The sequence below is a fragment of the Faecalibacterium sp. Marseille-P9312 genome (assembly GCF_902497445.1).
GTDB lineage: Bacteria > Bacillota > Clostridia > Oscillospirales > Ruminococcaceae > Faecalibacterium > Faecalibacterium longum.
In genome coordinates this window covers 173,557-198,929 of record NZ_CABVEW010000001.1, presented here as the reverse complement: position 1 = coordinate 198,929, position 25,373 = coordinate 173,557, and the positions used below count along the sequence as shown (strand labels likewise).

At 62.1% G+C, this 25,373-nt stretch carries 34 protein-coding genes and 2 tRNA genes; 8 read left to right on the top strand and 28 right to left on the bottom strand.

Annotated features, from left to right (window positions below; all coding sequences use genetic code 11):
- The first annotated feature begins 5 nt into the window (after positions 1-5).
- Genes yihA through hslO form a run of 3 tightly spaced genes read left to right on the top strand, consistent with a single transcriptional unit; the run spans position 6 to position 2,263 of the window.
- Positions 6-620, top strand: a complete 615-nt coding sequence (yihA, locus tag F3G95_RS01075) for a ribosome biogenesis GTP-binding protein YihA/YsxC (RefSeq protein ID WP_149793433.1) — start codon at positions 6-8, stop codon at positions 618-620.
- Positions 621-624: 4 nt separating this feature from the next.
- Positions 625-1,377, top strand: a complete 753-nt coding sequence (locus tag F3G95_RS01070) for a methyltransferase domain-containing protein (RefSeq protein WP_149793432.1) — start codon at positions 625-627, stop codon at positions 1,375-1,377.
- A 1-nt stretch (position 1,378) separates the two neighbouring features.
- Complete coding sequence (hslO, locus tag F3G95_RS01065) at positions 1,379-2,263, top strand: Hsp33 family molecular chaperone HslO (RefSeq protein ID WP_149793431.1); 885 nt, start codon at positions 1,379-1,381, stop codon at positions 2,261-2,263.
- A gap of 65 nt (positions 2,264-2,328) precedes the next feature.
- On the opposite strand, the gene F3G95_RS01060 is transcribed toward hslO, so the two are convergent.
- Positions 2,329-3,474 (bottom strand): sporulation protein YqfD, encoded by a 1,146-nt coding sequence (locus F3G95_RS01060; protein ID WP_149793430.1) that lies wholly within the window; start codon positions 3,472-3,474, stop codon positions 2,329-2,331.
- Positions 3,475-3,486: 12 nt separating this feature from the next.
- Positions 3,487-3,774 carry a YabP/YqfC family sporulation protein gene (locus tag F3G95_RS01055; RefSeq protein WP_243130232.1) on the bottom strand — a complete coding sequence of 96 codons (288 nt, stop codon included), beginning with the start codon at positions 3,772-3,774 and terminating at the stop codon, positions 3,487-3,489.
- A 67-nt stretch (positions 3,775-3,841) separates the two neighbouring features.
- Here F3G95_RS01055 and F3G95_RS01050 point away from each other — a divergent pair, with 67 nt between their 5' ends.
- From F3G95_RS01050 to F3G95_RS01040, 3 genes are all read left to right on the top strand, one after another.
- The gene (locus F3G95_RS01050) at positions 3,842-4,930 is read left to right on the top strand and encodes a hypothetical protein (RefSeq protein WP_149793428.1); all 1,089 of its coding nucleotides are present in this window, start codon (positions 3,842-3,844) and stop codon (positions 4,928-4,930) included.
- A 51-nt stretch (positions 4,931-4,981) separates the two neighbouring features.
- Positions 4,982-5,057 (top strand) — tRNA-Thr (locus F3G95_RS01045).
- A gap of 209 nt (positions 5,058-5,266) precedes the next feature.
- On the top strand, positions 5,267-5,449 hold the full coding sequence (locus F3G95_RS01040) for a hypothetical protein (RefSeq protein ID WP_149793427.1): 183 nt from the start codon (positions 5,267-5,269) through the stop codon (positions 5,447-5,449).
- Positions 5,450-5,520: 71 nt separating this feature from the next.
- On the opposite strand, the gene F3G95_RS01035 is transcribed toward F3G95_RS01040, so the two are convergent.
- From F3G95_RS01035 to F3G95_RS01025, 3 genes are read right to left on the bottom strand one after another with little or no spacing between them, the layout of a single operon-like run.
- On the bottom strand, positions 5,521-5,769 hold the full coding sequence (locus F3G95_RS01035) for a phage holin (RefSeq protein WP_149793426.1): 249 nt from the start codon (positions 5,767-5,769) through the stop codon (positions 5,521-5,523).
- A 1-nt stretch (position 5,770) separates the two neighbouring features.
- The gene (locus F3G95_RS01030) at positions 5,771-6,202 is read right to left on the bottom strand and encodes a phage holin family protein (protein WP_149793425.1); all 432 of its coding nucleotides are present in this window, start codon (positions 6,200-6,202) and stop codon (positions 5,771-5,773) included.
- Positions 6,203-6,215: 13 nt separating this feature from the next.
- A complete protein-coding gene (locus tag F3G95_RS01025) occupies positions 6,216-6,635 on the bottom strand; it encodes a D-Ala-D-Ala carboxypeptidase family metallohydrolase (protein ID WP_149793505.1) in 420 nt (139 codons plus the stop codon).
- Between the two features lie 98 nt (positions 6,636-6,733).
- Between F3G95_RS01025 and F3G95_RS01020 the strand changes: the two genes are divergently transcribed.
- Together F3G95_RS01020 and F3G95_RS01015 are read left to right on the top strand one after the other, a co-directional pair.
- A complete protein-coding gene (locus tag F3G95_RS01020; protein ID WP_243130231.1) occupies positions 6,734-7,093 on the top strand; it encodes a type II toxin-antitoxin system RelE/ParE family toxin in 360 nt (119 codons plus the stop codon).
- A complete protein-coding gene (locus F3G95_RS01015) occupies positions 7,090-7,377 on the top strand; it encodes a helix-turn-helix transcriptional regulator (protein WP_149793423.1) in 288 nt (95 codons plus the stop codon). Before F3G95_RS01020 ends, F3G95_RS01015 begins: the two co-directional genes overlap by 4 nt.
- A 54-nt stretch (positions 7,378-7,431) precedes the next feature.
- Here the strand turns inward: F3G95_RS01015 and F3G95_RS01010 are convergent, their stop codons facing one another.
- The 23 genes from F3G95_RS01010 to F3G95_RS00895 form a co-directional block, all read right to left on the bottom strand.
- Positions 7,432-7,824 carry a hypothetical protein gene (locus F3G95_RS01010; RefSeq protein WP_149793422.1) on the bottom strand — a complete coding sequence of 131 codons (393 nt, stop codon included), beginning with the start codon at positions 7,822-7,824 and terminating at the stop codon, positions 7,432-7,434.
- Between the two features lie 2 nt (positions 7,825-7,826).
- Complete coding sequence (locus F3G95_RS01005; RefSeq protein WP_149793421.1) at positions 7,827-8,240, bottom strand: hypothetical protein; 414 nt, start codon at positions 8,238-8,240, stop codon at positions 7,827-7,829.
- A 12-nt stretch (positions 8,241-8,252) separates the two neighbouring features.
- The gene (locus tag F3G95_RS01000) at positions 8,253-9,194 is read right to left on the bottom strand and encodes a hypothetical protein (RefSeq protein ID WP_149793420.1); all 942 of its coding nucleotides are present in this window, start codon (positions 9,192-9,194) and stop codon (positions 8,253-8,255) included.
- An 11-nt stretch (positions 9,195-9,205) separates the two neighbouring features.
- A complete protein-coding gene (locus F3G95_RS00995; RefSeq protein WP_149793419.1) occupies positions 9,206-10,213 on the bottom strand; it encodes a siphovirus ReqiPepy6 Gp37-like family protein in 1,008 nt (335 codons plus the stop codon).
- Positions 10,210-11,073 carry a phage tail domain-containing protein gene (locus tag F3G95_RS00990; RefSeq protein WP_149793418.1) on the bottom strand — a complete coding sequence of 288 codons (864 nt, stop codon included), beginning with the start codon at positions 11,071-11,073 and terminating at the stop codon, positions 10,210-10,212. Before F3G95_RS00990 ends, F3G95_RS00995 begins: the two co-directional genes overlap by 4 nt.
- Before the next feature lie 17 nt (positions 11,074-11,090).
- Entirely contained in the window at positions 11,091-14,009 is a 2,919-nt protein-coding gene (locus tag F3G95_RS00985; protein WP_149793417.1) for a tape measure protein, read from the bottom strand.
- A gap of 182 nt (positions 14,010-14,191) precedes the next feature.
- Positions 14,192-14,785, bottom strand: coding sequence for a Gp15 family bacteriophage protein (locus F3G95_RS00980; protein WP_149793416.1), 594 nt, complete (start codon positions 14,783-14,785; stop codon positions 14,192-14,194).
- The gene (locus F3G95_RS00975) at positions 14,778-15,266 is read right to left on the bottom strand and encodes a hypothetical protein (protein WP_149793415.1); all 489 of its coding nucleotides are present in this window, start codon (positions 15,264-15,266) and stop codon (positions 14,778-14,780) included. The genes F3G95_RS00980 and F3G95_RS00975 overlap by 8 nt, the downstream gene beginning before the upstream one ends.
- A gap of 19 nt (positions 15,267-15,285) precedes the next feature.
- Positions 15,286-15,795, bottom strand: coding sequence for a hypothetical protein (locus F3G95_RS00970; RefSeq protein WP_149793414.1), 510 nt, complete (start codon positions 15,793-15,795; stop codon positions 15,286-15,288).
- Positions 15,796-15,814: 19 nt separating this feature from the next.
- Positions 15,815-16,264 carry a hypothetical protein gene (locus tag F3G95_RS00965; RefSeq protein ID WP_149793413.1) on the bottom strand — a complete coding sequence of 150 codons (450 nt, stop codon included), beginning with the start codon at positions 16,262-16,264 and terminating at the stop codon, positions 15,815-15,817.
- A complete protein-coding gene (locus F3G95_RS00960) occupies positions 16,261-16,719 on the bottom strand; it encodes a minor capsid protein (protein ID WP_149793412.1) in 459 nt (152 codons plus the stop codon). The genes F3G95_RS00965 and F3G95_RS00960 overlap by 4 nt, the downstream gene beginning before the upstream one ends.
- Positions 16,720-16,725: 6 nt before the next feature.
- Positions 16,726-17,109 carry a hypothetical protein gene (locus tag F3G95_RS00955; RefSeq protein WP_149793411.1) on the bottom strand — a complete coding sequence of 128 codons (384 nt, stop codon included), beginning with the start codon at positions 17,107-17,109 and terminating at the stop codon, positions 16,726-16,728.
- Positions 17,109-17,480 carry a hypothetical protein gene (locus tag F3G95_RS00950; RefSeq protein ID WP_149793410.1) on the bottom strand — a complete coding sequence of 124 codons (372 nt, stop codon included), beginning with the start codon at positions 17,478-17,480 and terminating at the stop codon, positions 17,109-17,111. The genes F3G95_RS00955 and F3G95_RS00950 overlap by 1 nt, the downstream gene beginning before the upstream one ends.
- A 68-nt stretch (positions 17,481-17,548) precedes the next feature.
- Positions 17,549-18,367: a hypothetical protein gene (locus F3G95_RS00945; protein ID WP_149793409.1), complete on the bottom strand. Its 819-nt coding sequence runs from the start codon at positions 18,365-18,367 to the stop codon at positions 17,549-17,551.
- Positions 18,368-18,382: 15 nt separating this feature from the next.
- Positions 18,383-18,937 carry a phage scaffolding protein gene (locus F3G95_RS00940; RefSeq protein ID WP_149793408.1) on the bottom strand — a complete coding sequence of 185 codons (555 nt, stop codon included), beginning with the start codon at positions 18,935-18,937 and terminating at the stop codon, positions 18,383-18,385.
- 92 nt (positions 18,938-19,029) lie between these two features.
- Positions 19,030-19,108: transfer RNA gene (locus F3G95_RS00935), tRNA-Thr, on the bottom strand.
- Between the two features lie 53 nt (positions 19,109-19,161).
- Positions 19,162-19,365: a hypothetical protein gene (locus tag F3G95_RS00930; RefSeq protein WP_149793407.1), complete on the bottom strand. Its 204-nt coding sequence runs from the start codon at positions 19,363-19,365 to the stop codon at positions 19,162-19,164.
- A complete protein-coding gene (locus tag F3G95_RS00925; RefSeq protein ID WP_149793406.1) occupies positions 19,355-20,869 on the bottom strand; it encodes a phage minor capsid protein in 1,515 nt (504 codons plus the stop codon). The genes F3G95_RS00930 and F3G95_RS00925 overlap by 11 nt, the downstream gene beginning before the upstream one ends.
- Positions 20,869-22,362: a hypothetical protein gene (locus tag F3G95_RS00920; RefSeq protein WP_149793405.1), complete on the bottom strand. Its 1,494-nt coding sequence runs from the start codon at positions 22,360-22,362 to the stop codon at positions 20,869-20,871. Before F3G95_RS00920 ends, F3G95_RS00925 begins: the two co-directional genes overlap by 1 nt.
- Positions 22,359-23,615 carry a phage terminase large subunit gene (locus tag F3G95_RS00915; protein WP_149793404.1) on the bottom strand — a complete coding sequence of 419 codons (1,257 nt, stop codon included), beginning with the start codon at positions 23,613-23,615 and terminating at the stop codon, positions 22,359-22,361. Before F3G95_RS00915 ends, F3G95_RS00920 begins: the two co-directional genes overlap by 4 nt.
- On the bottom strand, positions 23,602-23,997 hold the full coding sequence (locus tag F3G95_RS00910) for a hypothetical protein (RefSeq protein WP_149793403.1): 396 nt from the start codon (positions 23,995-23,997) through the stop codon (positions 23,602-23,604). Before F3G95_RS00910 ends, F3G95_RS00915 begins: the two co-directional genes overlap by 14 nt.
- 484 nt (positions 23,998-24,481) lie before the next feature.
- Positions 24,482-24,886, bottom strand: a complete 405-nt coding sequence (locus tag F3G95_RS00900; protein ID WP_149793401.1) for a hypothetical protein — start codon at positions 24,884-24,886, stop codon at positions 24,482-24,484.
- Entirely contained in the window at positions 24,883-25,296 is a 414-nt protein-coding gene (locus F3G95_RS00895; RefSeq protein ID WP_149793400.1) for a RusA family crossover junction endodeoxyribonuclease, read from the bottom strand. The genes F3G95_RS00900 and F3G95_RS00895 overlap by 4 nt, the downstream gene beginning before the upstream one ends.
- Positions 25,297-25,373 lie beyond the last annotated feature (77 nt).

Here is a 25,373-nt window from a genome sequence, read left to right as displayed (position 1 = left end):
AAGCTATGAACTATAACAAAGCGGATTTCATTGCAAGCTACGGCATTTCCAGCCAGCTGCCCGAGAGCGACCGCCCGGAGCTGAGCTTCTCCGGCCGCTCCAACGTGGGCAAATCCAGCCTCATCAATAAGCTCTGCAACCGCAAGAATCTCGCCCGCGTGTCCAGCACGCCGGGCAAGACGGCTACCATCAACTTCTACGCGGTGGATGACTGCTACTTCGTGGACCTGCCCGGCTACGGCTATGCCAAGGTGAGCAACGCTGACCGAGAGCGCTGGGACGACCTCATCAACAGCTACTTCGAGGCTCAGCGCCACCACACCCTGCTGGTCCAGCTCATCGACTGCCGTCACGCCCCCAGCGCCGACGACATCCAGATGCTGCAGTATCTCCACTACCACAATATTCCCTTCGTCGTGGCCCTGACCAAGGCCGACAAGCTCAAGAAGAGCCAGCTGGCCCAGACGCAGGAGGAGTTCGAAAAGCTCTGCCTGCCCTACGGCTGCCAGAAGGTGGTGCTGACCAGCGGCGAGAGCGGCTGCGGCATCCCGGAGCTGCAGGCTGTGCTGAACGCAGCCGTCGCCGCCGAGTACGAGGCAAACGCAGAGGACGCGGAGTAACGCAATGGCTTACAACGAATTTGCTTATTTTTACGATGAGTTCAACGGCGAGGCCGACTACGAGGCCCTGTATGCCCACATCAAAAAAGAGCTGGAAGCCCACGGTATCCATGACGGCATCCTCGCAGACCTGGGCTGCGGGACAGGAGAGCTGACCCTGATGCTCACGCAGGCGGGCTACGATATGATCGGCATCGACCAGTCGGAGGAGATGCTCTGCGTCGTCCGGGACAAGGCTGAGCAGCTGGGCCTTTCCGGCGGCCTGCTTCTTTTGCGGCAGGACCTGCTCAAGCTCGACCTCTACGGCACCATCCGGGGTGCGGTGTCCACCTTCGACACCTTCAACCACATCCCGGATCTGGACAAAGCCATCGCCAACGCCGGTTTCTTTATGGAAAAAGGCGGTGTGCTCCTGTTCGATATGAACACGCCCTATAAGCACCAGAACGTGCTGGGCGAAAACGTCTTTACGTTTGAAGAAGAGGACGCCTCCTGCGTCTGGCGCAACCATTACAGCGCCGCCGACCGCCGGGTGGAGATCAGCGTGGACATCGACTACCGCGAGACGGGGGAGCACTTCCACGAGCAGTTCTACGAGTACACCTACGACCTCGACACCATCCGCGCCGCTCTGGAAAAGCATGGTTTTGCGCTGGAAAGTGTCTGCGACGGCGAGAGCTTTGGCCCTCTGACCGACGAGAGCGAGCGCTATTTCTTCTGCGCAGTCAAACAGTATACCCAACTGGAGGAACAATAATATGTCGAATCTTATCCGCGGCATTTCGGAAAACGGCGGTGTCGTGTTCTGCGGTGTGGACTCCACTGAGATCGTCCGCACGGCAGAAAAGCTGCATACCACCAGCGCCACCTGCAGCGCAGCCCTTGGCCGTCTGCTCACCGGTGTCTCCCTGATGGGCGCGATGCTCAAGGATGATGGCGATTCCATCACCCTGCGCGTATCCGGCGGCGGCCCGGCGGGCGTCGTCATCGCCTGCACCGATGCACACGGCAACGTCAAAGGCTGCATCGACCACCCGCTGGTCGAGCTTCCCGCAAAGGAGAACGGACATCTGGACGTGGGCGGCGCAGTCGGCAAAGACGGCGTTCTGACCGTCATCCGGGACAACAAGCTCCAGAAGGAGCCGACGGTGGGTCAGGTGCCGCTGGTGTCCGGTGAGATCGCCGAGGACATCACCAGCTACTACGCCTACAGCGAGCAGATCCCCACCGTGTGTGCGCTGGGCGTTCTGGTGGACAAGGACCTGTCCATCGCCTGCGCCGGCGGCTATCTGCTGCAGCTCCTGCCGGGCGCGACCGATGCCGAGATCACCCGTCTGGAGCAGAACATCGCCGCCATGCCTTCCGTCACCGAGATGCTCCGGGCAGGGAAGACCCCGCAGGATATGATGGAGCTGGCAATGGCGGGCTTCGACCCGCAGGTCCTCGATACCCGCGAGGTGAAGTATCAGTGCGACTGCAGCAAGGAGCGCACGAAGGATATGCTCCTCAGCCTTGGCCGCAAAGAGCTGGTAAAGCTCCGGGACGAAGACCCGAAGTGTGAGGTGGTCTGCCACTTCTGCCACACGAAGTATGAGTTCGACCTGAACGAGCTTCTGGCCGAGACGACCCCGGAAGAGAAGTAACAAAAATCCATAATCATAGAACGCCGCATGGCCGGAGCAGATGTGCTCAGGGCTGTGCGGCGTTTTCATTTGCAGATGTCGGCGGTGATGGTGTAGACGACCCGGTAGTGGAGGGTGTTTTCTTCGACAGAGACGTCCTCTTTGCGGGCCAGAAGCTCAAAATCGGCCCAATTTTGCTGTAAAGCTTGTTTACTTTGCAGCCTAGCAAGGGCCAGAGCCTGCTCTTCGGTCCGCTCCAAATCGGTGGAGGCTTTGTAATAATATGTCGTTTCTTCGATAAAAACTGGAACAGGAAGCCCGAAGGCTTCTGGCTGGTAGTGCCGGACGACGGCTTCGGCCTCTGCCTTGCCCGGAGCAGGATGCAGGGAGGGCAGAGCGACAGCATGACCGTCCCAGAAGAGCGTCCGATGCACGGCCTGCTGCCCTGTGAGCTGCTCGATGGGCAGAAGAAGGGCAGTATCCTGCTCGTTTTCCCACTCGAACTGCGCCCGGACGCTGCCCGCCGCAGGCTGAAAGATGAGCGTTCCGTCCCGTTCGGCGCGGGCTGTCCCGATGAGGCCCTGACCGGCTTCTACGGCCTGGCCGGGGACGACGAGCATCGTCCCGCTGACGAGGTTGGTGCGAACGACCGTGCCGGACACCCTGGCCCGGAGGCCGTGGAGCGTCCCGGCCGCGATGTCCGGCACCGGTTTCGCCGCAGCCGCTTCCGCCACCAGCTTTCCCTTCATAAAGTTGAGACTGGCCCAGGAAAATTCACCGCTCTGGAGCAGGGCATATTCTCCGGCGGTGAGCTTTTCCTGTGTGACGGCATTTCCCGGGAAAAGTCCTGCCTCCCACAGGACGACGGCGGCCCGCGCCTGCTGGCCGGGCGTCAGGCCCACCGGTTCGACGAACCAGACAAAACCCTGCAGCCAGAGCAGCAGAGGGAGAAAGATAAGGCATCCGGCCCAGAGTCCCCGCCGCCGGAGAAGGGGACGGATGCAAAAGAAAAGACCCTGCCGTTTTTGGATGCGCAGCCGCACCCGCCGTCTGCGGGCCAGAGCGGCCAGTTTCCGATAATGCCATGCGGCGCACCGGGCCGAGAACCCGCCGGGCAGGGGAACGATGTCGGAGAGGTGCAGCCCGCCAGCGGCCGCAGCAGTCAGCAGACCTTCGGCATCGCCGTTCTGCGCCGCAAAGGTGACGCCTGCCCAGAGCTGAGTCCATTCCATGGTAGAAAGCTCCTATTCCTTTGAAAAATCGGTCCGCAGAATCTGCCCCCGCAGGGTGAGCCTCCGGGTGGAGAGTGTCTCTATCTTCAAATCGTCGCCGTAGACCGTCAGAGTGCCGCACCCCAGCTCGAGACAGAGCTTGCCTTCTTCGTAGGAGCGGATGCGCCGGAACTGCTCGATCTCCATCCTTCTGCCGCTCAGGTAGACCGAAGCCCGTCCGTAGAAGTCCCCGGGCGGCTGACGGAACATCCGCCGGAACCAGCCGCGCAGGGAATGCGTTTGCTCTCGTTTCCTTCCCACGCTGCTCCCTCCCGCCATGCAAACCGCTGCCAATTACCACATATATATGGAAATGGAGGGTGCGCGTATGATTCAGAAAGAGAAAATCCGGGGCGTGGGGTATTTTTTGATGGCGCTGGCCGCGGGTCTGCTGCCGTTTGCCGCGCCGGATGCCTGTGCGCAGGCCCTGCGGGAGGGGCTGGCGCTCTGCGGCGGTCCGCTGCTGCTCTCGCTGTTCCCGTTTCTCATCGTGTCCACGCTGCTCATCCAATGCCCGGCGGCGGATGTGCTGGGGCTGCCCTTCTGTCCGGCGGCAAGACTCATCGGGGTCCGCGCTCCGGCGGCTGGGCGGGTGCTGCTCATCGGATTTTTGGGCGGCTTTGCCCCCGCAGCAAGTGCCGCCGCCGGGGCCGTCCGCTCCGGGCAGCTCACCGCGCGGGAGGCCGATGTGCTCCTCCCGGCCTGTGTCTGTTCCAGCCCGTCCTTTGTGATACTGGCCGTCGGGCAGTCCATGCTGGGCAGTGCAGAGCTGGGCACCCTGCTGTTCCTTGCACAGGTGGCAGCGGGCTATCTGTCCGCCGCGCTTCTGGCGCGGCTGGGAGGGACGCTTGGGTCAAGGACGCACCCCGCTCTCCCGACCGCTTCGCAGCCTCTCCGGCTGGACGGCATCATCGCGCAGGCGGCCCAGACCTACCTCAAGCTCTGCGGCTTCGTCCTGTTTTTCCGGATGCTGGCCGCAGGAGCGGGGGAAGTGCTGCCCTCCGGTGCAGGCGTTTTCTGCGCGATGCTTTTGGAGGTCTGCTCTGGTTGTGACCTGGCTGCGAAAAGCGGCCGGTTCGCCAGTATGCTGTGCTGCGCGGCGCTGAGCGTGCAGGGGCTTTCCGTTCTGATGCAGGTGCGGACCATCTGCCCGCCCGAGATGACCCTCCGCCCGCTCTACCGCGCCCGACTGCTCCATCTGCCGCTTTCGCTGCTGGTATTCTATCTTCTGCTTCCTCAGCGGGCGCAGGAGACGTTCAGCAGCCTGTGCGGCCGCGTGACCACGATGCGCCGCCTTCCGCCCGACTGTGCGCTGCTGGTGTTTCTCGGCTGCTGCTTTGTGGTCTGTGAGCTGAGCCGCGTCCTTGCAAAGGAGCCGAATCAAACACAGAGGGATAAAGTTGCGAATCAATCTTGACAGCTCCCGGCTTTTATGGTAAAATATCACACGTTGCAGAGATCGCAATGTGCTACTGTGGCTCAGCCGGTAGAGCAGCTCACTCGTAATGAGCAGGTCGTCCGTTCGAATCGGATCAGTAGCTCCAAAAATCCTACAAATCAGCGTCAAAATTTGACTGATTTGTAGGATTTTTTCTTATTTAAGCTGACGCATACGAAGAAAACCGCAACAAAAACCGCAACATGAGGTGGCTCAAAATCGAGAATTGAGGCTTTTTGACAAAATTTTCAATGAATTAAGTGATAGATAATTGTTGTGAAATCGGTTTAAGAAAAAGGGCAGAACGGTGGATGTATGAACTTTCCGGAAGAACAGCTGGGTTGTGTTGGACAAAAATTCTCGGATATAGGGCGAAAAATCGAATATATCAAGACACTTGATTTGGTCAGCTGCGTCGCAGAGGTCGAACAGCTCTGCGGCGAGATTCAAGCTGCAACGGAAGAAATGCGGCTCATACTTGCCATGATGAAAGAATAAATAAAGAGCCCCTGCTTCGGATGTTCTCCGAGGCGGGGGCGTTGTCATGTTATGCAGTTAGGGGCGACAGCTCAATGCACGCTCTTCTTCATCCTCGCCATGAATGCATCTGCCTCGATGGCCTCAGGGGTGAAGCTGTTGTTCTTCCACCATGCGGCCAGCGCAGCACCGACGGTAACCCCAGTAGAGATCATCTGCTCAAGCTGGGCATTGTCGATGGGCAGCAAAGGCTTACCCGCTGCGCTGAGCAGCTGATTTGCCAGGGCGAGGCCCAGCACAGCAGTGCGGGTCAAAGTACCGGCGGAGATCTTCTTTTTCATGTCAGTCCTTGCCTTTCTCGGGCGTCTCGGCCCGCTGCTTGAGAATGTCGATGGCCTTGGTGATGGCTGCGGGGATGGGCAGACCCATCAGGCCGGCATTCTCGACGATGGAGATGGCCTCGTTGGCCGAAAAGCCGATGATCGCCGCATCGCGGACGAAGCTGCCGCCGATGATGGTATCCAGTTGGCAGGCCACCAGCACGATGAGCAACGTCTCGCCCTTGCGGATGAGGCCCTTCCAGCCAGCCTTACTTTCCAGCGCGCCGGTCTTGGTCTTGGGGCTGACGTGGAACACGCCCGCCACCACCAGACCGGTGATGTAGTCGATGGCCATAAAGATGACCAGCGTCTGCAGGGCAGTGTCCCAGCCGCCAAACAGCGAGGCGATAACCCCGCCGATGATGCCGATCGCGGTGCAAATGGTATCCTTCATTTTCTTCACTCCTTTACATACTCCACCGGCTCTTATTCGCCCGGGTGTCGATATGCACCCAGCCGGTCTTGCGGGTGGGGTGATTTGCGTCCTTCGGGTAGCGCCCGATGCCGCCCCGGGAGGGCAGCAGGGTCTCGGCGTAGGCGGCCACGGTGGCCACGTCCACGCCCTCAACGTAAAAGTCTGCCGCCCGGCCCAGAAGGTGCTGGCTCGACTTGCTGCCGCCCACGGCGGCATTGTGGGCGGCAGTGCGGTAGCCGCTGGTGATATGTACTGGCTTTCCGAAGTGCTCCCGGATGCACTGGAGCAGCACCACAAGCTCCTCGTCGAGGAGCACGACATCGCTGCCCTTGCAGGCAAACTCCCGCACCCGGAAGCTGGGTGAGAGCTGCCGGGTGGAGTCCCGGGACATGGAATATTCTTTGATAGCGATAGAGAACACGACCTTTCTTTTTAACTTTTTCTTGACAATAGAGAATATATCCACTATAATGTTTATAGGATAAATCCTCTATGAAAGGATGCGAAGATGTGCAGGAGTATGAAATTGAGTTCTATAACCGGCCTGATGGAACAGAACCGGCTAAGGATTTCATCTTGAACCTCGACAAAAAGATGCAAGCCAAGGTCTTGCGCACCGTGTCACTTCTCGGCGCAGAAGGGCCTTTTCTGAGAGAGCCATACTCCAAGGCGCTGGACGATGGGATTTTTGAGATACGCACCAAATTTGGCTCTGACATTACCCGAGTCCTCTACTTCTTTGTGGTCGGCAAAAAGGTCATTCTGACCAACGGTTTTGTAAAGAAGACTCAGAAAACACCGCCAGCCGAGATCGAGCTGGCAAAAATGTACCGTGCCGATTACCTCACCCGAAAGGAGAAACACAGATGAGCAATTTCAATGAATTTCTTGCCGAACAGATGAAAGACCCCGAGTTTAAGGCAGAATGGGATGCCCTCGACCCCGAATTTACAGTCATCGAGGCCATCCTGAAGGCTCGGAAGGAGAGTGGTCTGACTCAGAAGCAGCTCTCTGAGCGTACAGGCATAGCACAGACCGACATCAGCAAGCTGGAGCGGGGCAACGCAAACCCTTCGCTCCGTACTCTCCAGCGCCTTGCAGCGGGAATGGGAATGAAAATAAAACTGGAGTTTGTTCCTGTGTCAGCAAAGTAAATATGGTTTCTCCCAGCAGCCCCCACCCCGGGGCTGCTTTTTGTTGCGGCGGGGTCAGTAGTAGTGGTAGCCCTCGACAGTGCAGTAGTCATCACTGTTATCCTGCGGATAATAAATGCTGATGTTTCCCTCGGCTGAAAATGTGACCTTTGCATAATTGCTGGACGCTATCGAACTGTTGTACCTTGAATGTTGCATCCACGATACATGACCTGAGCCTCCTCGGGCAACCCGTGCCGTTTTTTGCTGCGAGTAAGCGATAGAACTTGTAAAAGCCAAAGCCATAGGCTTCACCACGATATAGTCCACCTCTGCCGGGGCAGTGGTGCTCATACCGCTGGAAGCGCCCATGGCCGCACTCCAAACTAACTTCCCGTCCATGTACATCATCCTCTCTTTCTCTTTTTTGCTCATGCCGCCGCTGACAGCCACACTTCCCAGCGCCATCCTCAAGCCCCCCTTTCGGCGGAGGCGGCCTCTGTGTCTGCCCCGGCAGCGCCGGGGGCGGCAGCGGCGGTCTCGGTGTCCGTGCTCCTGTCGGCCACGCCCCACTCTGCCCGCAGGGCGGCGAGGGAGGCGTCCCTGTCGGGGGCCGTGCCGGCCAACAGGGAGAGCAGCAGGGCCTTGGCGTTGTCACTCAGGCCCTCGCCGGGGTCGCCCTGCGGGCCGGGTTCACCGCGCGGCAGAGTCAGGCAGAGCTTGCCGTCCCGGATGCCGGCGGCGGGTGTGTCGCCGGTGGTCACGCTGCCGATTCCCTCCACCGCCGCGCCGCAGGCGGCTGCGATGCCGTCCTCCAGACGGTTGAGCACGTCGGCAAGGTTGATCTTCATGCCGCTGGAAAAGTGATGTTTGGTATACTTCATGCTGCACCTCCGTTATAAGGTCATATCGCCCAGGGTGGTGTCACCCAGAGTGCTGGTGTCGTCGGTCTCGGTGCTGCTGTCGGCGATTTGGCCCAGCAGGCTCACCTGCATCTGGATGTCCCCCTCCGGGACGTTCTCGGCCCAGAAGGTGACAGTACCCGCCCCGGTCTCGCAGACGCCCGCGAGGCCCGCCGCCACCGCCACGGTGAAGGTCTCCGGGGTGGGTACGGCGGAGGGGACGTTTGCCTCTCTCGCTGCCCGCAGCTCTGCCGTCTGCTTGTAGGCGTAGCCGGGTACGTCGGTGCATTCGGCCCAGCTGTCCGCCGTCAGGGTCACCGGCCAGATGCCCAGATAGCCGCCGGTGTAGCTGGCCAGCAGGCTGTCGCAGAGAGCCGCCGTCTCTTTGGCTTTCGCCAGCGCCTGCCGGCCCAGCTCGTCCATGGGGATGCCGGTGACGCCGTCCCGCATCAGGCCGCACAGGGCCTCGTCCGCCCGGGTGTCGGTGAGGTTGGCGGCGGTCAGGGCCGTCTGGCCCGCCGGGCGGGAGACCTCGGCGAGGCAGAGGTCATAGACCATCTCGGTGCGGGAGAGGTCCGGGCCTGCCGGCTCGGAGGACGGCGCGCCCTGCAGCACTTGCAGCGAGGTGTTGCGGCTGGTAGCGTCATACCGGAGCACGACGCGGTCGATGCGGGGCAGAGCGCTGTCCGCGAGGGGCAGCGTGAGGGTCTGGGCCTCCCGCATGGTGACGCTGAGGCCCACCCACCGACTGACGTGCATCCACGCCTGCCCCGCGCTGACGGTGAGGTCGGTACTGCCATCGGCGGCAGCGGCCACCGCGAAATCGATGTCGGTGCTGTAAACGCCGCTGGTGCGCCCGGCAAAGTAGGCCGCAGCATCCTCGGCGTCATAGGTGATGCCGCCCAGCGGGTAGGTAATAATTCCGGGGGAGCTCAAGCTATCGCCTCCTAGATCTTGTGCCAGACGGGTGTACCCAGCCGCGCGGTGCGGGTGGTGCCGTCGGTCTGGCTCTGAATGATGATGTCGGCCACCCGGACGGTGGCCTTGTAGCCGAGATCCGGCAGAGAGCAGAAGCAGACGTCCCCCGGCTCGAGGCCGTCGGCGTCCAGCGTCATCTCGATGCTGCCGGTGCGGAGCTGTTCGAGGAGCTTCGACGCGCCCCGGTCGGCCAGCCTTTTGAGGTAGCTGGCGCTGGTATTCGTCTCGCTGTCCTCGGGCTGGACGTCCCGGGCGTCGATGATCATCTCCCGGCGCTCCGCACCGGCAGCATCGGTGTCGCCCGCCCAGACCATGGCCCGGTCTTTGCCCTCGCCCGCCCCCAGCACGAGGGCCACGTTGGCATAGCTGCCGTCGCCGAAGGCCCAACTGGCCTCTTGTAAACTGCCCCACTTGGTCGAAAAGCGGTTGTTGGGGTCGGCAGTAGGCCGCCAGACCTCGAACACGAGTTTTTTCGCACTGTTTTTACCTATGAGGATGACCCGGAAGCCCAGGTCGCAGGCTGCACCCACCGTTTTGAAGTAGTCGAAGAGGGTATTCCCCGAGGTCTGCTGCTCAAAAGTGGTGTCAAAGCCCTTCGGCTCGGCCACCTCCAGCCGGGGCCACGGGGCGGCAGACTTGGCGAGGGCTAGCATGGCAGCCTCGGCGTTCTCGTTTTTCACGGCAGCCACGCTGACCCGCTTGGTGTAGATCCACGTGGCCGGGTAGCCGGTGACGACGAGGTTGGCGTCCTCGTTCTCGTTGCTCCGGTGACAGATGCGCATGGGTACACGGGTCGCGGCGTCGGTGCGGACGAGCCAGCGGCCCTCCCGCAGGAGCGAGAGGTTCTCCTCGGTGGGGCGGACTTCCAGAGTGAAGCTGCCTTCGGAGTTGTAGGGCTCATCCCAGTACACCGACACCCATACGTCGATATTCCCGAGGCGGGCGAGGGTCGTTTCATCCAAGACGTCGAATGTCATACCAACACCTCCGGCAGGATGCCCACCACCATCGGGTAGAAGGAGATGGACGCCTGCAAGCCCTCCCTGCCGCTGGCGGCGTCGGCGGTGAGGACGTTATCGCCGGGGTGCAGCTCCATGAGGTCGCTGTCCTCGTCCAGCAGGGCGAAGGCGTTGGTCTCCACGCCGCCGGAGATGAGCTTGACGGCCAGACGGTCGGTGGTGGTGCGGTAGATCTCCAGCACGTCCCCCTTGTTCAGGGTGGTGTCAAAGCCGATGTGCTCCCCGGTGGTGCTGTTGCGGATGGCGGGGTTGACCACGATACCCGAGGAGCGGAGCTTCGCGGTGAAAGGCACCGGCAGCGCACCAGGGTTGCGCACGTTGAGGAAGTAGCTCTGCCGCCACTCGCTGTACCGGTGGCTGTCGTAGCAGAGCGGGAAGCGGAACTGGGGTACGAAGCCGCCCATGACGGCGTTCTGGCTCTCGAGGCTGTACCAGTAGGGCTTCGGGCGGTAGAGCATGAAGTCCAGACGGGGGTATGGGTGGAGCTGGACGGTGTAGGGGGTCTTTTGCAGGAAAAACCGGGAGAAGTATTTGTCCCCGAAATAGGCCGTGCCTGAGGTGAAGAAGGGCAGCAGCTGCAAAAAGCGGTCAGCCTGCGCCTCCCCGTCCGGCCCCCAGAAGTCCGCGATGACCTCGTGGGCCACGCCTTCGACGCTCTGCCCCTCTACCGTCACACCCTGCTGGTTGACGCCCTGCGCCGTCTTGAGGGTGACGTCCACGCCCGAGAGGTTGTCGATCTGATAGGGGATGCCGTAGTCCCACCCGAGGTCGAGGGATGCCCCGGCGTCGGTGACTAATCGGAGATGGTCTTTGCGCACGGGTGGATGGCCTCCTTTCAGCGGCTCTGTGCCTTTGCGCGGTCGGCCTCCCAGCGCGCTTCGCGCTGAAGGTCGGCGGCTGTGTGGGCCTTGGAGTAGATGTTCTGGGTGATGTTGGTGTTGCCCTCGCCCTCGCGGTAGCTTCTGGCCGCAGCGGCGACCTGTGCCGTGCCGGATGCTGCCACCCGGCTGCTCACGGCCATGTTGTCGCTGAGGACAAGGGCGTTTGCGCTCTTGACCAGCTTGGCGAGGGACTTGTTTATTTCAGTAAGCTTTGCGGTGTTGGCGTCGATGGTGTCCGTCAGCTTGTTCGACCCGTCGGTGATGCTGGGGGTGTCGAGGTCGAGGCCGGAGCTGCCGCCCCCCCCCCCGCCGCTGCCGCCAGAACCGCCGGAACTGCTGTGGCTTCCGCCCAGCTTGGACACGATGGCCGCGATGGCGACGCCCAGAGCGACAGCGGCAGCGGCCACCACGAGGCCTGCCGGGATGCCGAAGAGGGTGGAGGTAAGGGCCGCGCTGATGGCGGCCAGCATCCCTTCGACGGCTGCGCCGATGGTGCCGATCATGCCGGCGAAGCCCGCATAGATGGCCGGGAACATACTCAGCAGACCGCCGGAGAGGCCGGCGCTGATGGCCTTGGCCGCAGCGGCCAGCGGGGCCTTGAGGGTGCCGAACACGCTTTTCAGGGTGCCGCCCATCTTGACGGCCATGGAGGAGATGTCGCCGAACCTGCCGGTGATGCCGTCAAAGAGGGACTGCCCGAGGTTCCACGCCGTCTGCGCCAGACTGCCCGCCGCGTCCCCGAGAACGCCGTTCAGGGTGTCCACGAGGCTCAGGGCGTAGCTTGTGAGCTGCTGCTTCTGGTCAGCGGTCAGGCCCGAGTAGAGGGCGGATGCCGCCCACTTGCCGATGCCCACCCAGTCGCCGGATTTGACGGCGCTCCACAGGGTATCGACGGTGCCCAGCACGCCCTCGCTGGCCCGGTCCTTTATCTCGCTCCACAGGCCGTCCAGTGTCTTGGCGGCGCTGTCCTTGATGGTCTCGGCCACCTGCTCGGTGCCGTCGGCGGCGATGGTCTTGACGGTCTCCACCGTGCGGAGCGCCCCGTCGATGACCTTGTCCTGCGTCTGGGTGATGACCTGCTGCTGTTCTGTGGTGCCGTCTGCCAGCGTCTTGGTGACGGTCTCGGTCGTGGTCTTGATGCCGTCCGCGAGGGCCGTGGTGGTGGCCGTCACGGTGTTCACCACATCACGGACGGTCTCCATGGTCTGGCTGACCGTCCGCTTGCCGTCCGCCGCGATGGTCTCCACGGTCTTTACGTCCTTGAGGACGCCGTCTACCATCTGGCGGCTGGTGGAGGTGATGGTCTGCTTCTGCTGGGTCGTGCCGTTGGACAGCGTTTCGGTGACAGTCTCGGTCGTGGTGGTCACGCCGTCCTTGATTGCGGTGGTGGTGTCGCTGACGGACTTGATGATGTCCGCCGTAGCCTGTTTTGTGCTCTTGGCGGCAGAGGTGGCCGCAGCGGCCGCAACGGTGGCAGATGCCGCCGCGCCGGAAGAGCCGAAACTGCTGGCCGCGTCGGCTTGAGACTGTGCGACCCGCTCGTTGTGCTTGTCGAGGCGGTTCTGGCTTGCCTTATCTCTTTTCGACTGCTGATAGCTGCCGATAGAGTCGGAATAAGCCTCGTTGTAGGCATCTTTTGCTGCACCGAGGCCGTTTTTCAGAGAGCCCAGAGCGGCGGCTGCACCCTTGATGCGGGCCACCAGCTCATTGATCCAGTCCACCACCGAACCGATGACATTCGAGGCTGTCTTTTGAATGGCCGAAAATGCTGAATCGACTGCGGAGCGGAAGGTCTCGCTGGTGTGGTAGGCAGTCACCAGCCCCGCAGCCAAAGCGGCCAGAGCGGCCACCACAAGCCCGATGGGATTGGCCGAAAGCACGGTATTCAATGCCGCCTGTGCCACTTGCAGACCGGTAGCTCCTGCGGCGGCAGCTTTATGGGCCGCAGCCATCGCGGTGGTGGCAGTGGTATGCAGCGCCGTGATAGCTGTAGCTGCTGCCACGGTCGCCTTATAGCTCAGCACTGCCGCCGTGACGGCCACGACCGCAGCCGTCAGGATGCCGATGGTCTCCTTGAGCGCGGCCATCTTGCTGTCGTCCTCGGTGATGGAGACGACCAGCTCGTTTGCCTTGACGATGATGTCCCCGAGAGCCGAGAAAAGCCCGCTGGTCAGCTCACCCGTCAGGGCGGCTACGTTGTCCTTCAGGGTAGACAGCCGCCCGTTGAAGGTCTGGCTGGCTTCCAGCATACCGTTGTAGAACTGCCCGCCCTCGCTGGTGGCAGCAGCCACGGCGGCTTCCAGCTCATTGAAGCTGACCTTGCCGTCCGAGATGCGCTTGTAGAGGGCGCTCATGCTCTCGCCGGTGGCGTCGCAGATCTGATTGAGCGGGTTGAAGCCCGCGTCGATCATCATGTTGACGTTTTCCAGCGTGACCTTCTGGGCCGAGGACATCTTGCCGTAAGCCCGCACGAGGGTCTGGAGCTTGTCCGCGTTGCCCAGCGAAATATCACCCAGACGTTTCAGTACGCCGGTGGTGTCGTCCGCCGCGACGCCGAACTGTAAGAGGGTCTGGGTTCCCTCGGTCAGGTCGGACAGGGAGAAGGGCGTGCTTGCGGCCATCCGGCGTATCTCTTCCAGCTTCTCGGCGGCAAGCTGTTCGTCGCCCAGCATGACCTTGAAGTTGGTCAGATAGCTTTCCATGCTGCGGTTGTAGTCCAGACCGCTCTTGACCACGCTTTGCAGGCTGGATGCAGCTTTCTTGGCAAAGTCCGCGATGAGCTGGCCTGCGGCCACTGTCCACTTGCTCGTGGCTTTCTCAGCCGGGTCACTGTTGAGCTTTACTTCGCCGGTGATGGAAAAATCTGCGGCCAATGTGTCCACCTCTCTTTACGAAAAAGAGCGCAGGCACAGTGGCACAGGCTTAGAGTTTTATTTCGATTTCTTTGCGGCAGGCCGGGTTCTTGCATTTGACCCAGATGCCCCGGGCGCTGGCTTCCGGGATGGCCCAGACCGGCAGAGGCCGGCCGCACAGGGGGCAGAGCACCGGGGCGCGGTCAGCGCCGGAAGCGGGCCGCAAAGGCTTCGTTGCGGTCTTGCAGGGTGACAATGCGACCGCATCCTTTCCGCAGGGCGGCGGGCAGAGCGAAGCGTTCCTTCAGCTCGGCATGCCGCTCCCGCTCTTCGCCCTGAAACTGCGTGAGGTCAGCCGTCCGGAACCCGATGATCTTCACCAGCTGGGTCTCCTCGGGCAGGTTCGACATGAGGGCCTTGAACCGCCACCAGTGGAGCCTTGCCCGGGTGACATCGATGCCGTATGCCTGCTGGAACGCGGCCACGATGGCGGGGCCGTCGGTGACGTAGTCCAGCGCCAGTTCCTCGGTGCGGCTGCTGCCGGGGCGGTCGGATACCTCCTGCGGGCCTGCGGTGTAGAACTCCACCAGCGCCTTGAAAGCGTCCACCTCTTCCTCCGGCGGGACGGCCACGCGGTAAAACCGGCGCATGGTTTCCCGGGCCAGCTCAGGCAGGCCCTTTTCGTCCTCCGGAAGGCGGAGATACTGCCCGTTGAACCAGACCATAGGCCGGAAATCCCAGTCGATGGGCCTGCCGGCCCAAGTGCGGGGCAGGTTGTCCAGCAGGATGTCAGCCATTTTCCAGAGCCGCCAGCTCGGTCAGAAGCTGTCTGCGGCGGGTGGCCTTATCCACCCGCTCGACCATCTGGGCGGCGGCAGGCTGGGCCGGATAGCTCACGGGCGGCTTGTGCTTGTCCTTCTGGCGCTTCTCAGCCCGGCGCTGGGCGCGGTTCTGGGGGACGGCCGCCGGGCGGGAATACCGCGCCTTTTCGGCAGCGGCTGCCTGCGTGATCTCGTCGAGGACGTCGTACAGACGGCTGACATCGTTTTCGTTCAGCCCCAGACGGGCGGATGCCCCTGCGCCCAGGATCTTGTCGAGGCCGCGCATGGAAACGCGGGCCTGTGCGCGGAGACGGTCGCCCAGGCGGACGTTTTCCCTCTCACAGCGCTCATTCTCAGCTTCACTCTCCCGGGTCATCTCGTCCAGTGCGTCCTCCAGACGGTCGAGGTCGTTGGCGTTCAGAAGCGAAAAATCAAATTCCTGTCCATGGATCAGCATTTATCGGTGCTCCTTTCTCTCAGCCCGCGACGGCGGTGTTATAGTCGAACTCAGCCGGGGTGCCGATGCCCTTGAAATCGGCGGCAAAGGTGGCATTCGCGCCGGCGCTGCCGCCCACATCGCTGGTCAGGATGAGCGCGCCTTCGCCCTTCTCGCCCTTGCCGGTGCGGAGAGAGAAGTAAACATAAGGCACCACCACGCTCTGGCCGGAGCCGAACGCGATCTTGTGGGAGAGCAGAAAGTCCTGAAAAGCATCGCCCACGTAGCGGTCGCCCTGAATGGAGAGGGTGCGCTGGACACTGCCTTTGGTGGTGACAGGGCCGGTGCGGATGTAGGTGTTGTCGGAGGTGGAGGCGTTCAGTGCGCCGCTGTGCTCCCGCACGTGGTCGGCACAGACCACCCAGTTTTTCACGTCGGTCTGGCTGGCCTCGGTCTGGACGGCCAGCAGGAAGTCGTCGGTGGTCTCCACGCCGGTATAGTCGGCGCTGGGGGTCAGGCCCGACAGCTTGACGGCTTCGGTAACAGTCATAGGAAAAACTCCTTTCGTTTCAGCCCTTGGGCTGGTAATATTCGAGCCGCAGCTGCAGCTGCATCTTACAGCTGCCCGCGCTGGCCGTGACGATGTAGCCGCTGGACGTCACTGAAACGCGCAGCGCTTCCTTGCGGCCATCCAGCCGGGGCAGATGATGCCGGTCGTTCTGGGCCAGCACCCATTCGGTCAGCTGCTCAAAAAAGCCGCTGTTCGCGATCTGGACGCTCTGGGCCTCGCTGTAGTCGCGGCGGGAAACGAAGATGTAGCTCTTGGCGAGGTTGCGGCCGGAAAAGAAAACAGCCGTCACCGGGTCGGTGGGGCTGTCCTCGATGGAAAACTCGGCCACAGGCTCCGGCGAGAGGCCGGAAATGCGGAAGGCTGCGCCGTTTTCGCCCTGTTCCTCGGCGATGAGAGGGCAGGTCTTGAGCCATTCCCGCATGGCCGTGATGGTGGCTTTCTCGCTCATAAGTGGCCCATCCCTCCCCAGAAGGTCGTGACGGCCTTGGCCCCGAAGAGGGCCAGATGTTCGCCCACATCGGCAAGTGCCCGCTGGCCCCAGTAGGAGCCGCGCAGACCCTTGTACTTGTCGGCTTCCTGCCCGCGTTCTTTGTTGCCCATGAAGGTGTGCAGGTCGGTGCCCTCGGCATGGAGGTAATACTGCTTTCGGGCGTAAGGGGTGTTGTACACCAAAAGGCCCTCGTCGTACTTGGAAGCGGTCTGGACGCCGTTTTTCAGCTGGCCGGTGTCGAAGGGAACGTAGCTGTCGATGAGCCGCGCGGCCTCCTGCGCAAGGGCGAACTGGGCCTTTTGCAGGGCAGCGGTCTTTTCTGCGCCGAAGTCGGGGCGCCAGCTCAGCTCCATCCGGATGCCGTCCACCTGATATTTCAGGCCGTAGGGCTGGTCAAAAATGGGCTTGGACATGAGGTGTCAGCTCCCTTCCACATGAAAATGCGGCAGCGGGACGCCCCGGTCGTCCGAGACATCCGCCACCGTACAGCAGATGTGCGTTTTTTCGAGGGCGGCATATTCGGCCTCGGTCAGGCTGCGGACAGCGCCGCAGAGGAGCTTGCTGCCCCGCTTGAGCGTCCAGTGTGCGGCTTTCTCTGCCGGTGTCAGGCGCGCCCACTGGGGATAGGGCAGATAGCCCGGCGCAGGCGGGAGGCGGATATGCACCACCCTCTGGGGGTCGCCGGAGGCCGAGGTGCGGCGCGTCTCCCGCCAGCTGCACCCCGTGAGCACCTTGCAGACCGGCCGGTCTGTTTCGGTGGCAATGTCATGCAGCAGCATGACGACGGTGACGGGCGTCTGCATCAGAAACACCCCCGATACAGCAGATTGTGCGGGTCGCTGCCCAGTGTGTTGGCGAGGATGTACGCCGCCTCTGCCGCCAGCCGTGCGGCCAGTGCGCCGGAGGTGAAGGTCATGGACACGCCATCGTTGGAGACGCTGGACGCGCCGGGCGGCGTGCAGGCTCTCTGCACGGCGTTCGCTGCGTCGATGATCTGGATGCAGGCGTCCGCCAGTGCCTCTGCACAGCCTTCGCACACTGCGGCGTGGCCCTCGGCCCGGCCAAAGGTCATCCGGTCGATGAGCCGGGACGCCCGTGCGGCCAAAGGGGCAAAGGCGGCTTCGTCCAGCGTGCCGCCGGCGGCTGCATACTGGTCATAGGTGCAGTAATTCAAAAAAATCAGCTCCTTTCAGGCTCCCCTGTTAGGGGAGCTGGCTGCCGTCGGCAGACTGAGAGGTTCGGTCACGCTTTCTTCTTGATGAGGATGGTCTGGGGCTTGGTGACTTTGAAGGCGTAGACCTTGCGGCCCTTGACTGCGGACGCGCCGATGTACTTGCTGGAACCATTGAGATCCTGCACATGGACGGGGACGGCCCACTCGTCGATGAATGCAAACCAGTTGGGATGACCGGCGATGTACTCCACGTTCTCGCCGAGGGTAGAATCCTCAAAGACGGTGAAGCCTGCGATGCGGCCCACAGCGCCGGTCTGGACGACAGCATCGCCAAGGTCAGATGCCTTGATGAACTCGGGACTCTTCAGCAGCAGACCATAGATCTCGGGGGAGACCAGCAGCCAGCGGCCCTCGGTGGGGACATGGACGGTGGAGAGCTTGGTGCGGGCGTCCACGACGTTGCCGTAGATGGTCTTCTCGGTCAGGGCGGTGGTGGTGCCGAAGGCCGTGCCTGCGGTGGTCAGCTCCGCAGAGCCGTCGGAATCCACCTGCAGCGCCAACGAATAACCGGCACTGTCCAGACGGTCAGCCACCAGATCGTCGGGGACGCTGGCGGCGTCGAAGCCGTCGATGATCTCATTGACGGCCTTGTCCTTGTCGATGTTGACGGTGAGATAGGTGGTGTCGCCGCCGGTCAGCTCTGCGCCGGTCTGCTTGTTGTAGTCGTTCACAGTGACTTCGGTGTCACGGACGGGGACTTTGACGGAACCGGCCTTGGGGCTGCCCTCATAGCGGTTGTTGCAGATGACGCTGACCTTCTTGACCAGCGTCGCCCGGAGCTTGAGGTCAACCAGCTTGGAATAACGAACCTGTGCTTCGTGTGCCATAATGTTTCCTTTCTATCAGTCGATCTTGATGCCGGGGTTCATCGCCTTGAAGGCAGCGGTGACGGCATCGGTGTCGCCGGTGGGCGGAGTGCCGTGCTCTGCGCCGCTGGAAACGTGGACGCTGCCGCCCTCTGCGGCCTCGCCGAAAGCCCAGGGGTTGGCCTTTGCAGCTTCTTCCAGCGCCTTGTCGATGTCGGTGGTGCGGTCTTTGGAGGACTTGAGGGCCTCCATGTCCAGCAGGGCGCGGACGGCCTTGACGCTGCGGCCCTTCTTGCCCATGATGGCGGTGTTCAGGGCCGAGTCGAAGGCGAAGCCGTCCGCCTGTGCCTGCATATCGCCCCGGAGCTTGGTCAGCTCGGCCTCGTACTCGTCCGGGGTCTTCTTGCCGTCGAACTTGGCGAGGCCGTCCTGCGCGGTCTTGAGCTGGGCCTGTGTGTTTTCGAACTGGGTCTTGAACTGTTCGGCGGCGGTCTTCTCGCGGTTGATGTCTGCGCCGTTTTCGCTCATCAGCCAGTTGAGCTGTTCGTCGGTGATGCCGGGAATCTTTGCCTTTACGTCTTCACGCTTCATAAGTAAACCCCTTTCTTTGGGTGAAACTACGGTTTGTTGACGCGGTTCGCCTTCCGCATGTTGCTGGGCAGGGTACGCGCTGCCCGCCGCGATGGTGCCGTCTGCCGGAATCGAACCGGCGGCCCGCTGCTTACGAGGCAGCTGCTCTGACCAATATGAGCTAAAAACGGCATGAAAAAAGCGCCCCTGCCCGGATGGGCAAAGACGCTCGCGGTATTTGGTTATTAGTCCCAGTCAGCATAGTGCGGACACTTGAGGCAGCTTTTGTGGGCTTCATCCCAGCCGCAGGGCGGGGTCTTTTCGGGTGGCAGCATCAGGCTGTCGTTGCCGATGTTGGAAATATCCCAACAGAGGCCGTCTGCGATCTCGTGGTTGAAGATGGGGCAGAATAGCATAGGGTCGGGAATCGGGGTCGTATTAAAAACCATGCTTTTTCATAACCTCCACAACTTGCTTGCCGCCTTCATCCAGCCAGCCTAACGTGCCGATGGAGCCGTCCTGCTTGATAACAATAAAGCCTTTATCGGAATAATAAGAATGCTGCGTGCCGTTGCGCTGACGGATGGCAAGGATGGCGTGCTCGGCGATTTCGTTGGCCTGTGCCAGACTTATCTGCCGCCTTCCCATCTGTTCCAGTGCGTGTCCTTCAAAATTAAGAGTATCGGGAAGGGTGGGCGGAGATACGGCTGTTCCGGTCAATTTGATTTTACCATTTTCACGAAGAGAGGTCAAATCATTGTTGACTGCATCAAGCCGCTCCTGTTTCAGGGCTACATAGCTGGCCCTGCTTGCCTCACTCCGCCCAAATCCATGTACACTTATCCGGGCGCTGTCCACTCTGCCGCCGGTGGCCCGAGTGAAGCCTGCAAGGCTCTGCCGGGCCTGCCTCAGCTTCACGGTGCTGGCGGTGGTGTCAGCCCCGGCGGCGTCCTCGGCCAGATACCGGCGTTTCCACTTGCGGACGGCCCGCTCCCAGGCCCGCTGCATCTGGCTGATCTCGTAGCGGGTGTAGAGCCCGCCGTCATACTCGATGTCCCGGGCATTGAGGGCTTCAAGGCTCTCCTGCGTCCATGCGGGCGGGCTGCCCAGCTCCGGGAACACCACGAAGAAGGTGTGGCGGCAGTTCCAGCCGCAAAGCCCCGCGCCGGTGCCGTAGCCGGTGGCCGACTCGAAATCCTCGTAGTGCTGGCCCAAGTAGTCCACAGCCCCGCCCCGGTGGTAGCGCCTGCCCTGCCACACAGCATGACTGGGGCGCGCCCCGCCGTGGGCCGTCACCTCGACGAAGCTGGCCCCCATCTCGTCCATCCGGGCCTCCTGAAGCTTTGCGCCGGTCTGATTCACGCCCGTGAGCACGGCACGTCGGCAGGCCACCTCCAGCGTGTCTCTGTGGCCGCTGGGGTAGGTGACGTAGGGCATGGAGTCGGCAAGGCCGTCCACCGCGCGCTTGACAGCGGTCTTGTAGTCGAACGCGCCGCTGCTCACTTGGAGCCACGCCCTGTCCAGCGCCTGCTCGAAAGCCCCGGAGACGGTGTTTGCCGTGGTGGCGGTGAGGTTGGAGAAGCTGCCTGCCGTCTGCCGATAGCCCGCGTTGAGCAGGTTTTGGAGCGGTGTCGATTCTTCGAAGGGCGTTGGCTCTTTCCCGTAATGGTAATAGATCTCATCCTCGGCTTCCAGTGCGGCGGTCGCGGCCTCCTTCATCAGGCGGCGGATCTCGGCCTCGCTCTTGCCGGTATACCGGGCCAGAAGCTTCACCATATCCTTGCGGACGGCCTCGGTCTGCTGGTAGCGCCAGAGCTGCCAGTTCGCCGTCGGCGTCAGGGCGTCCATCTTGCCGATGCGCCGGGCCACGTCCCGCAGGATGTCGTCCTCGGCCTGCTGCCAGAGCATTACGAGACGGTCGGGTGCATGGTCGAGGTAGTCCGGGGCCAGCATCAGGCACCCCCGCCGAAGGTCAGCTCAGGCTGGCGGTTCTCGGCGGCGGCTTCCTGCGCCAGTCTGCGGGCATCCTCTTCGGAGATGCCGTACCGGGCCGAGAGATACTTGTAGCGGGGCAGCAAGCCGCTGAGGGCATCATCTCTCATCTGGGTCATACGGGTCTCGGCATCGGTGATATAGCTGTCGTCCCAGTTCACCGAGATGGGAGTGTCGGGGACGACTGTAGCCTTCTGCAAGTCTTTTGCAGCCCAGAGGATGGCCCGGATGATGGAGATCAGAGCGCCCTCGATGGGTATCTGGTTCTTGTTGGCGCTGGCTACGAGATCCTGTCGGCTTCCGTTGTACTCGGTGGCCGTGGTGACTTTGCCATTCTCGAAATCGTACCGGTGACAGCCCAGCCCGCACTTGAAGGAGAACAGGTTCAGCATATCCTGCACGGACCGGTGATTCTGCTCCACGCGGAGGTCGGGGTTGTACTCGTGGTACTCGCTGTGCTGGTCGAGGCTGCTTTCCTTGCCGGGCAGATGCACAAACTGGCTCACGACATCGTCGTCCGGCGGGATGGAGTGCTCCACTCCCTTATCGTCCACCACCTTGCGGCAGATGTCGGAACTGTAGAATATTTTCTTGTGGCCGAGGCGGATGTCCTCGCGGTAGTTGTCAAAGGCAAGGTCCACGCCCTGCGCCTCTTCCAGCGCCTCTGCAAAGACGCTCATGCCCAGCCCGCTGCCGCCGTCGAGGTTCTTGACAGCACCCGGGCTGAACAGCGCAAACCAGGGCGGGGAGCCCTCTACCGTGACGCTTTCCACCGTGCCTTCCGGGGGCTTCTCGACCGGAGAAAACACCGGCGTGCCGGACGTGGAGTCGGTGACGCGGAACCATTCGTTGCGGATGGTGCGCTTCTTTTCGTTGCCGGTGTGAGTCTGCAAGTAAATGGCAGGCTTGCCGTCCATCAGACACTCGGAGACAAAGGCCGCTTCGGTCACGATGCCCCGCTCCAACCGCAGGGGGAGAATGCAGGGGGCCGGGTCGTAGTCCAGCCGGAGCCGGACGTCCGGGCTGGGGACTGCCTTGCCGTTTACGACGGTCATATTCTCGACGCTCAAAACAAAAGCGCCTGTGCCGGACCAGAATGCTTTCTCGACCAGCGCGTTGGCGTTCGTCCAGAAATTCAGGTCGCGGAGCAGTCCGCCCACCTGCTGCTCATCGTCGCCCAGAAGATACCGGGCGGTGGCTGCGTCCGCGATTTGAAACGTGGTGCGGTCGTTCAGCAGCAGATTTGCCCAGTCCTCACAGACCCGCTTGGGCATCCGCAGGGAGGCGATGGTGCGCTTTTTGGTACCGTCGGCATACTTGGCGGCGCGGGTATGAACGCCGGGTACGTTGCCTTTCCACCATTGCCGCCATGTCTCGATCTGGCTGTAGTAATCGGCATCCAGCTGCCACCCGCGCGTCTTATGCAGATGATCCAGAAAATCGGTGATGTTCATGTGTTCGTCAACCTCTTGAAATCGCGCTCGATGGTGTACTCATAGGCGTCCAGTGTGTCGATGTCGGTGCTGCCGTCGTCGAGGCGCTCATCTACGCCGGGATGTTTGCCGCTGTAAAGGGCCGTAGCGAGGGCATCCCGCAGGGTGGCAGCTTCCGGCATGAGCCAGAAGCGTCCGCCGCCCATCAGGATGCAGGTGAGCCGGATGCGGTCGGTGATTTTTATCTTAGCGCTGTTCTCCACCCGGTCAGCAAGCCAGCTCAGCTTGCAGCGGCGCAGGCGGGCGCGGATATGGTTTATCAGGGTCTGCTCAGCGCTGTCGCAGAAGATGTACTGGATCTCCCCATACCGGGCAAAGACCGCGATGCAGAACTCGATGAGCTTGTCGGCCAGATAGTCGGCATCCTGCGCCACCGGGTCGATGCGCTGGGACGCCAGCCCCACAACGCCGGACCAGCCCGGCAGAATGGCGGTCGCCACGAAGGCGTGCTTCGAGCCGTTGCCGCCGAAGTCCACGCCAATACGGATCCGCCACGGGTGCAGCTGTTTCTCGGCGGGCCAGAAAAAACGCCCATCCCCGGCGGCGAGGCTGTCGGCCAACAGGCGGTAGATAACGCCGTTGGCTGCCATCCACTGCCCGAGGATGAAGCGGTTATAGTAGACGGTGCCGGTATACTCTTTTTTCAGGTCGGCCACGAACTGGGCCGGAAGAGTCGGATTGTCGTCGATGGTGTACGCCTGGCAGTAGATGTCCGCGTCGCTGTCGAGGAATTTCTTGAACCAGTGGGAGGGGCTTTCCGGATTGCAGGTTCCGTCGAAGTGGCTGTGGGGGCAGGACAGGCGGCTCTTGAGCATTTGGAAAACGCCCTCGTCCCAGGTGGTGATCTCGTCGCCGTAGGCATACTCGAAGGCCGCGCCCTGGATGCGGGCAATGTGCTTTTTGTTGTCGGCACCGAGGACATAGACCTTGTGGCCGAAGAGCTGCACGATGTTGCCAGAGGCCGAGGTGCGGACGACGCCCACAAGCTCCGGCCCCCAGAGGCCGCGCATGGGCTCCAGCACGTTGCGTTCCAGCGTGCCGAGGGTGTTGCCCAGCATGACCAGCAGGCCCTCGCCCCGGGCCGCACAGATGCGCTTCGGGATGGTGACGGCGCAGTCAAGATAGGTCTTGCCGGAGCGGGTCGCCCCGGTCTTGACATTCCAACGGTGATTGCAGTTGCGCAGATATTCCTGCTGAAATTCAGTCAATGGCACTGTCCACGCCTCCCAGCAGCTCCTTCGCCTTTGCCAGTGCATCGGCGGCGGGGTCTTCCTGTACGGTATCCTCGCCCAGCATCTTGAGCAGCACCGACGCCGCCTGCGGGTCGCCGCGCTTGGCTCTCTCGGTGACGCCCATGACGACGGCCATCTGGTTATCGATGTCCTCCGGGTCGATGGCGTCCCGCAGCATGGCGTTCACCCGGCGGCGGTCAGTTTCGGGCAGACTCAGGTAGTAGTCGGCGGCCTCCCGCATGGAGCGCTTGCGGCGGCGTGCCGCACCCGAGGCGATGCCGCCCTGCTGTCCCAATGACCTGGCTTCGTCCTTGCTTCGCTGGTCCATCGGCACCAGATTTTTGTATCCATCTTCACGCGACACGTCACCACCTCTCCGGTGCAAAAGTAAAGCCGCCCGGGGTTTCCGAACGGCAGAAGCTGCATAAAAAATCCCCGCACATTTCTGTGCAGAGTGATTGACGCACATCCGGTGGGGTATCCTTGAACCCACTGCGGATTCCGGGGCCTCCGGTGGTGTGCCGGACTCTCATGGGGAGAAGGAGGGACTCCCATCCGGCACGCCAGCCCCAGGCGGTTTTGCAGGCCATGCGTCAGGCGGTTGCTGCGGCGGGGCGCAGCGTCATGGTGCCGCCCTTGGAATCGAACCAGCCGTGTCTGGTCACACGCGCCGCGCACCAAATTGCGCTCAGGCGGCATAATAGAAGCAGCCCGCACACCATGCGGTCAAGCGTCAAGGAGGACATGGTGCGGAGGCTGCGTGTATCGGGTGGCCTTTCCGGCTCTGCCGATGGTATCATTTTACACCGGAAGAGAGTGAACGCACAATGAACGGATACTGCACAGTTTCAGAGCTTCAGGTGTTCAATGGCCCGGCGGCGCAGGGCGAAAATGCCACGGGAAGTGAAATTCATGTCTGCGGCTACCTGCTCCCATTTCAGGCAGTCCAGATAGTATTTGCGAAGAGCGCAGTATTCGGCGGAGTCCAGCTGCACAAGCACGGCATCGATCTCCGCAAACAGAGCATCACAGACGGCCAGCTGCGCGTAGGCGCGGCGTTCGGCTTCTTCCTGACGCTCTACTGCCCGGGCGAGGCACTGCCCATCCTTGCTGCCGCCCGGCGCGGCGCTGAGGTTCTGGGTGATGTGCCGTGTGGCTTCCTGCGCCTCTGCCAGCCGGTAGGAGAGCCGCTGGTAGAGCTTTTCGGCTTCCCGATAGCGGGAGAGCCAGCTTATCTTTTCCTCGTAGGTCATGCCAGCTCCTCCACCTGCACGAACACGCCGCAGATGTCGGCCCAGAACTTCTCGATGATCTCGCTGCACACCTGGGCGTCGTCGTGCCAGAAGTGCAGGCGGGTCATCTCGTCCTTGAGGGCTTTTTCCAGATTGTCGGTGTCCGGCTTGGAAGTGCGCCAGCTGCCGTCCGGGCGGCCCTCGGCGGGGAACATCCACTTGACCAGCAGACGCACCGGACGGCCCGCCGGGATGGGCTTCTCAGGGGCGTGGGGCGCAAGGTAGGCGTGGAGCTTGGCACGGGCGGCTTTCAGTTCAGAGCTGTCATGCAGCACGGCGCAGGGCTTACCGCCCTTCATGTAGGCATGCAGCTCTTTGGCGTTATGGGTAGTGGTGGGCGGGCGCATGGGGATAAAAAACTGTGTGGTCATTTCGTACCTCGTTTTCTTTTTTTGTATCAGCGGCCAACGTGATGGGGAGGGTCCCCGGAGGATGGGGGCTGTGGTCG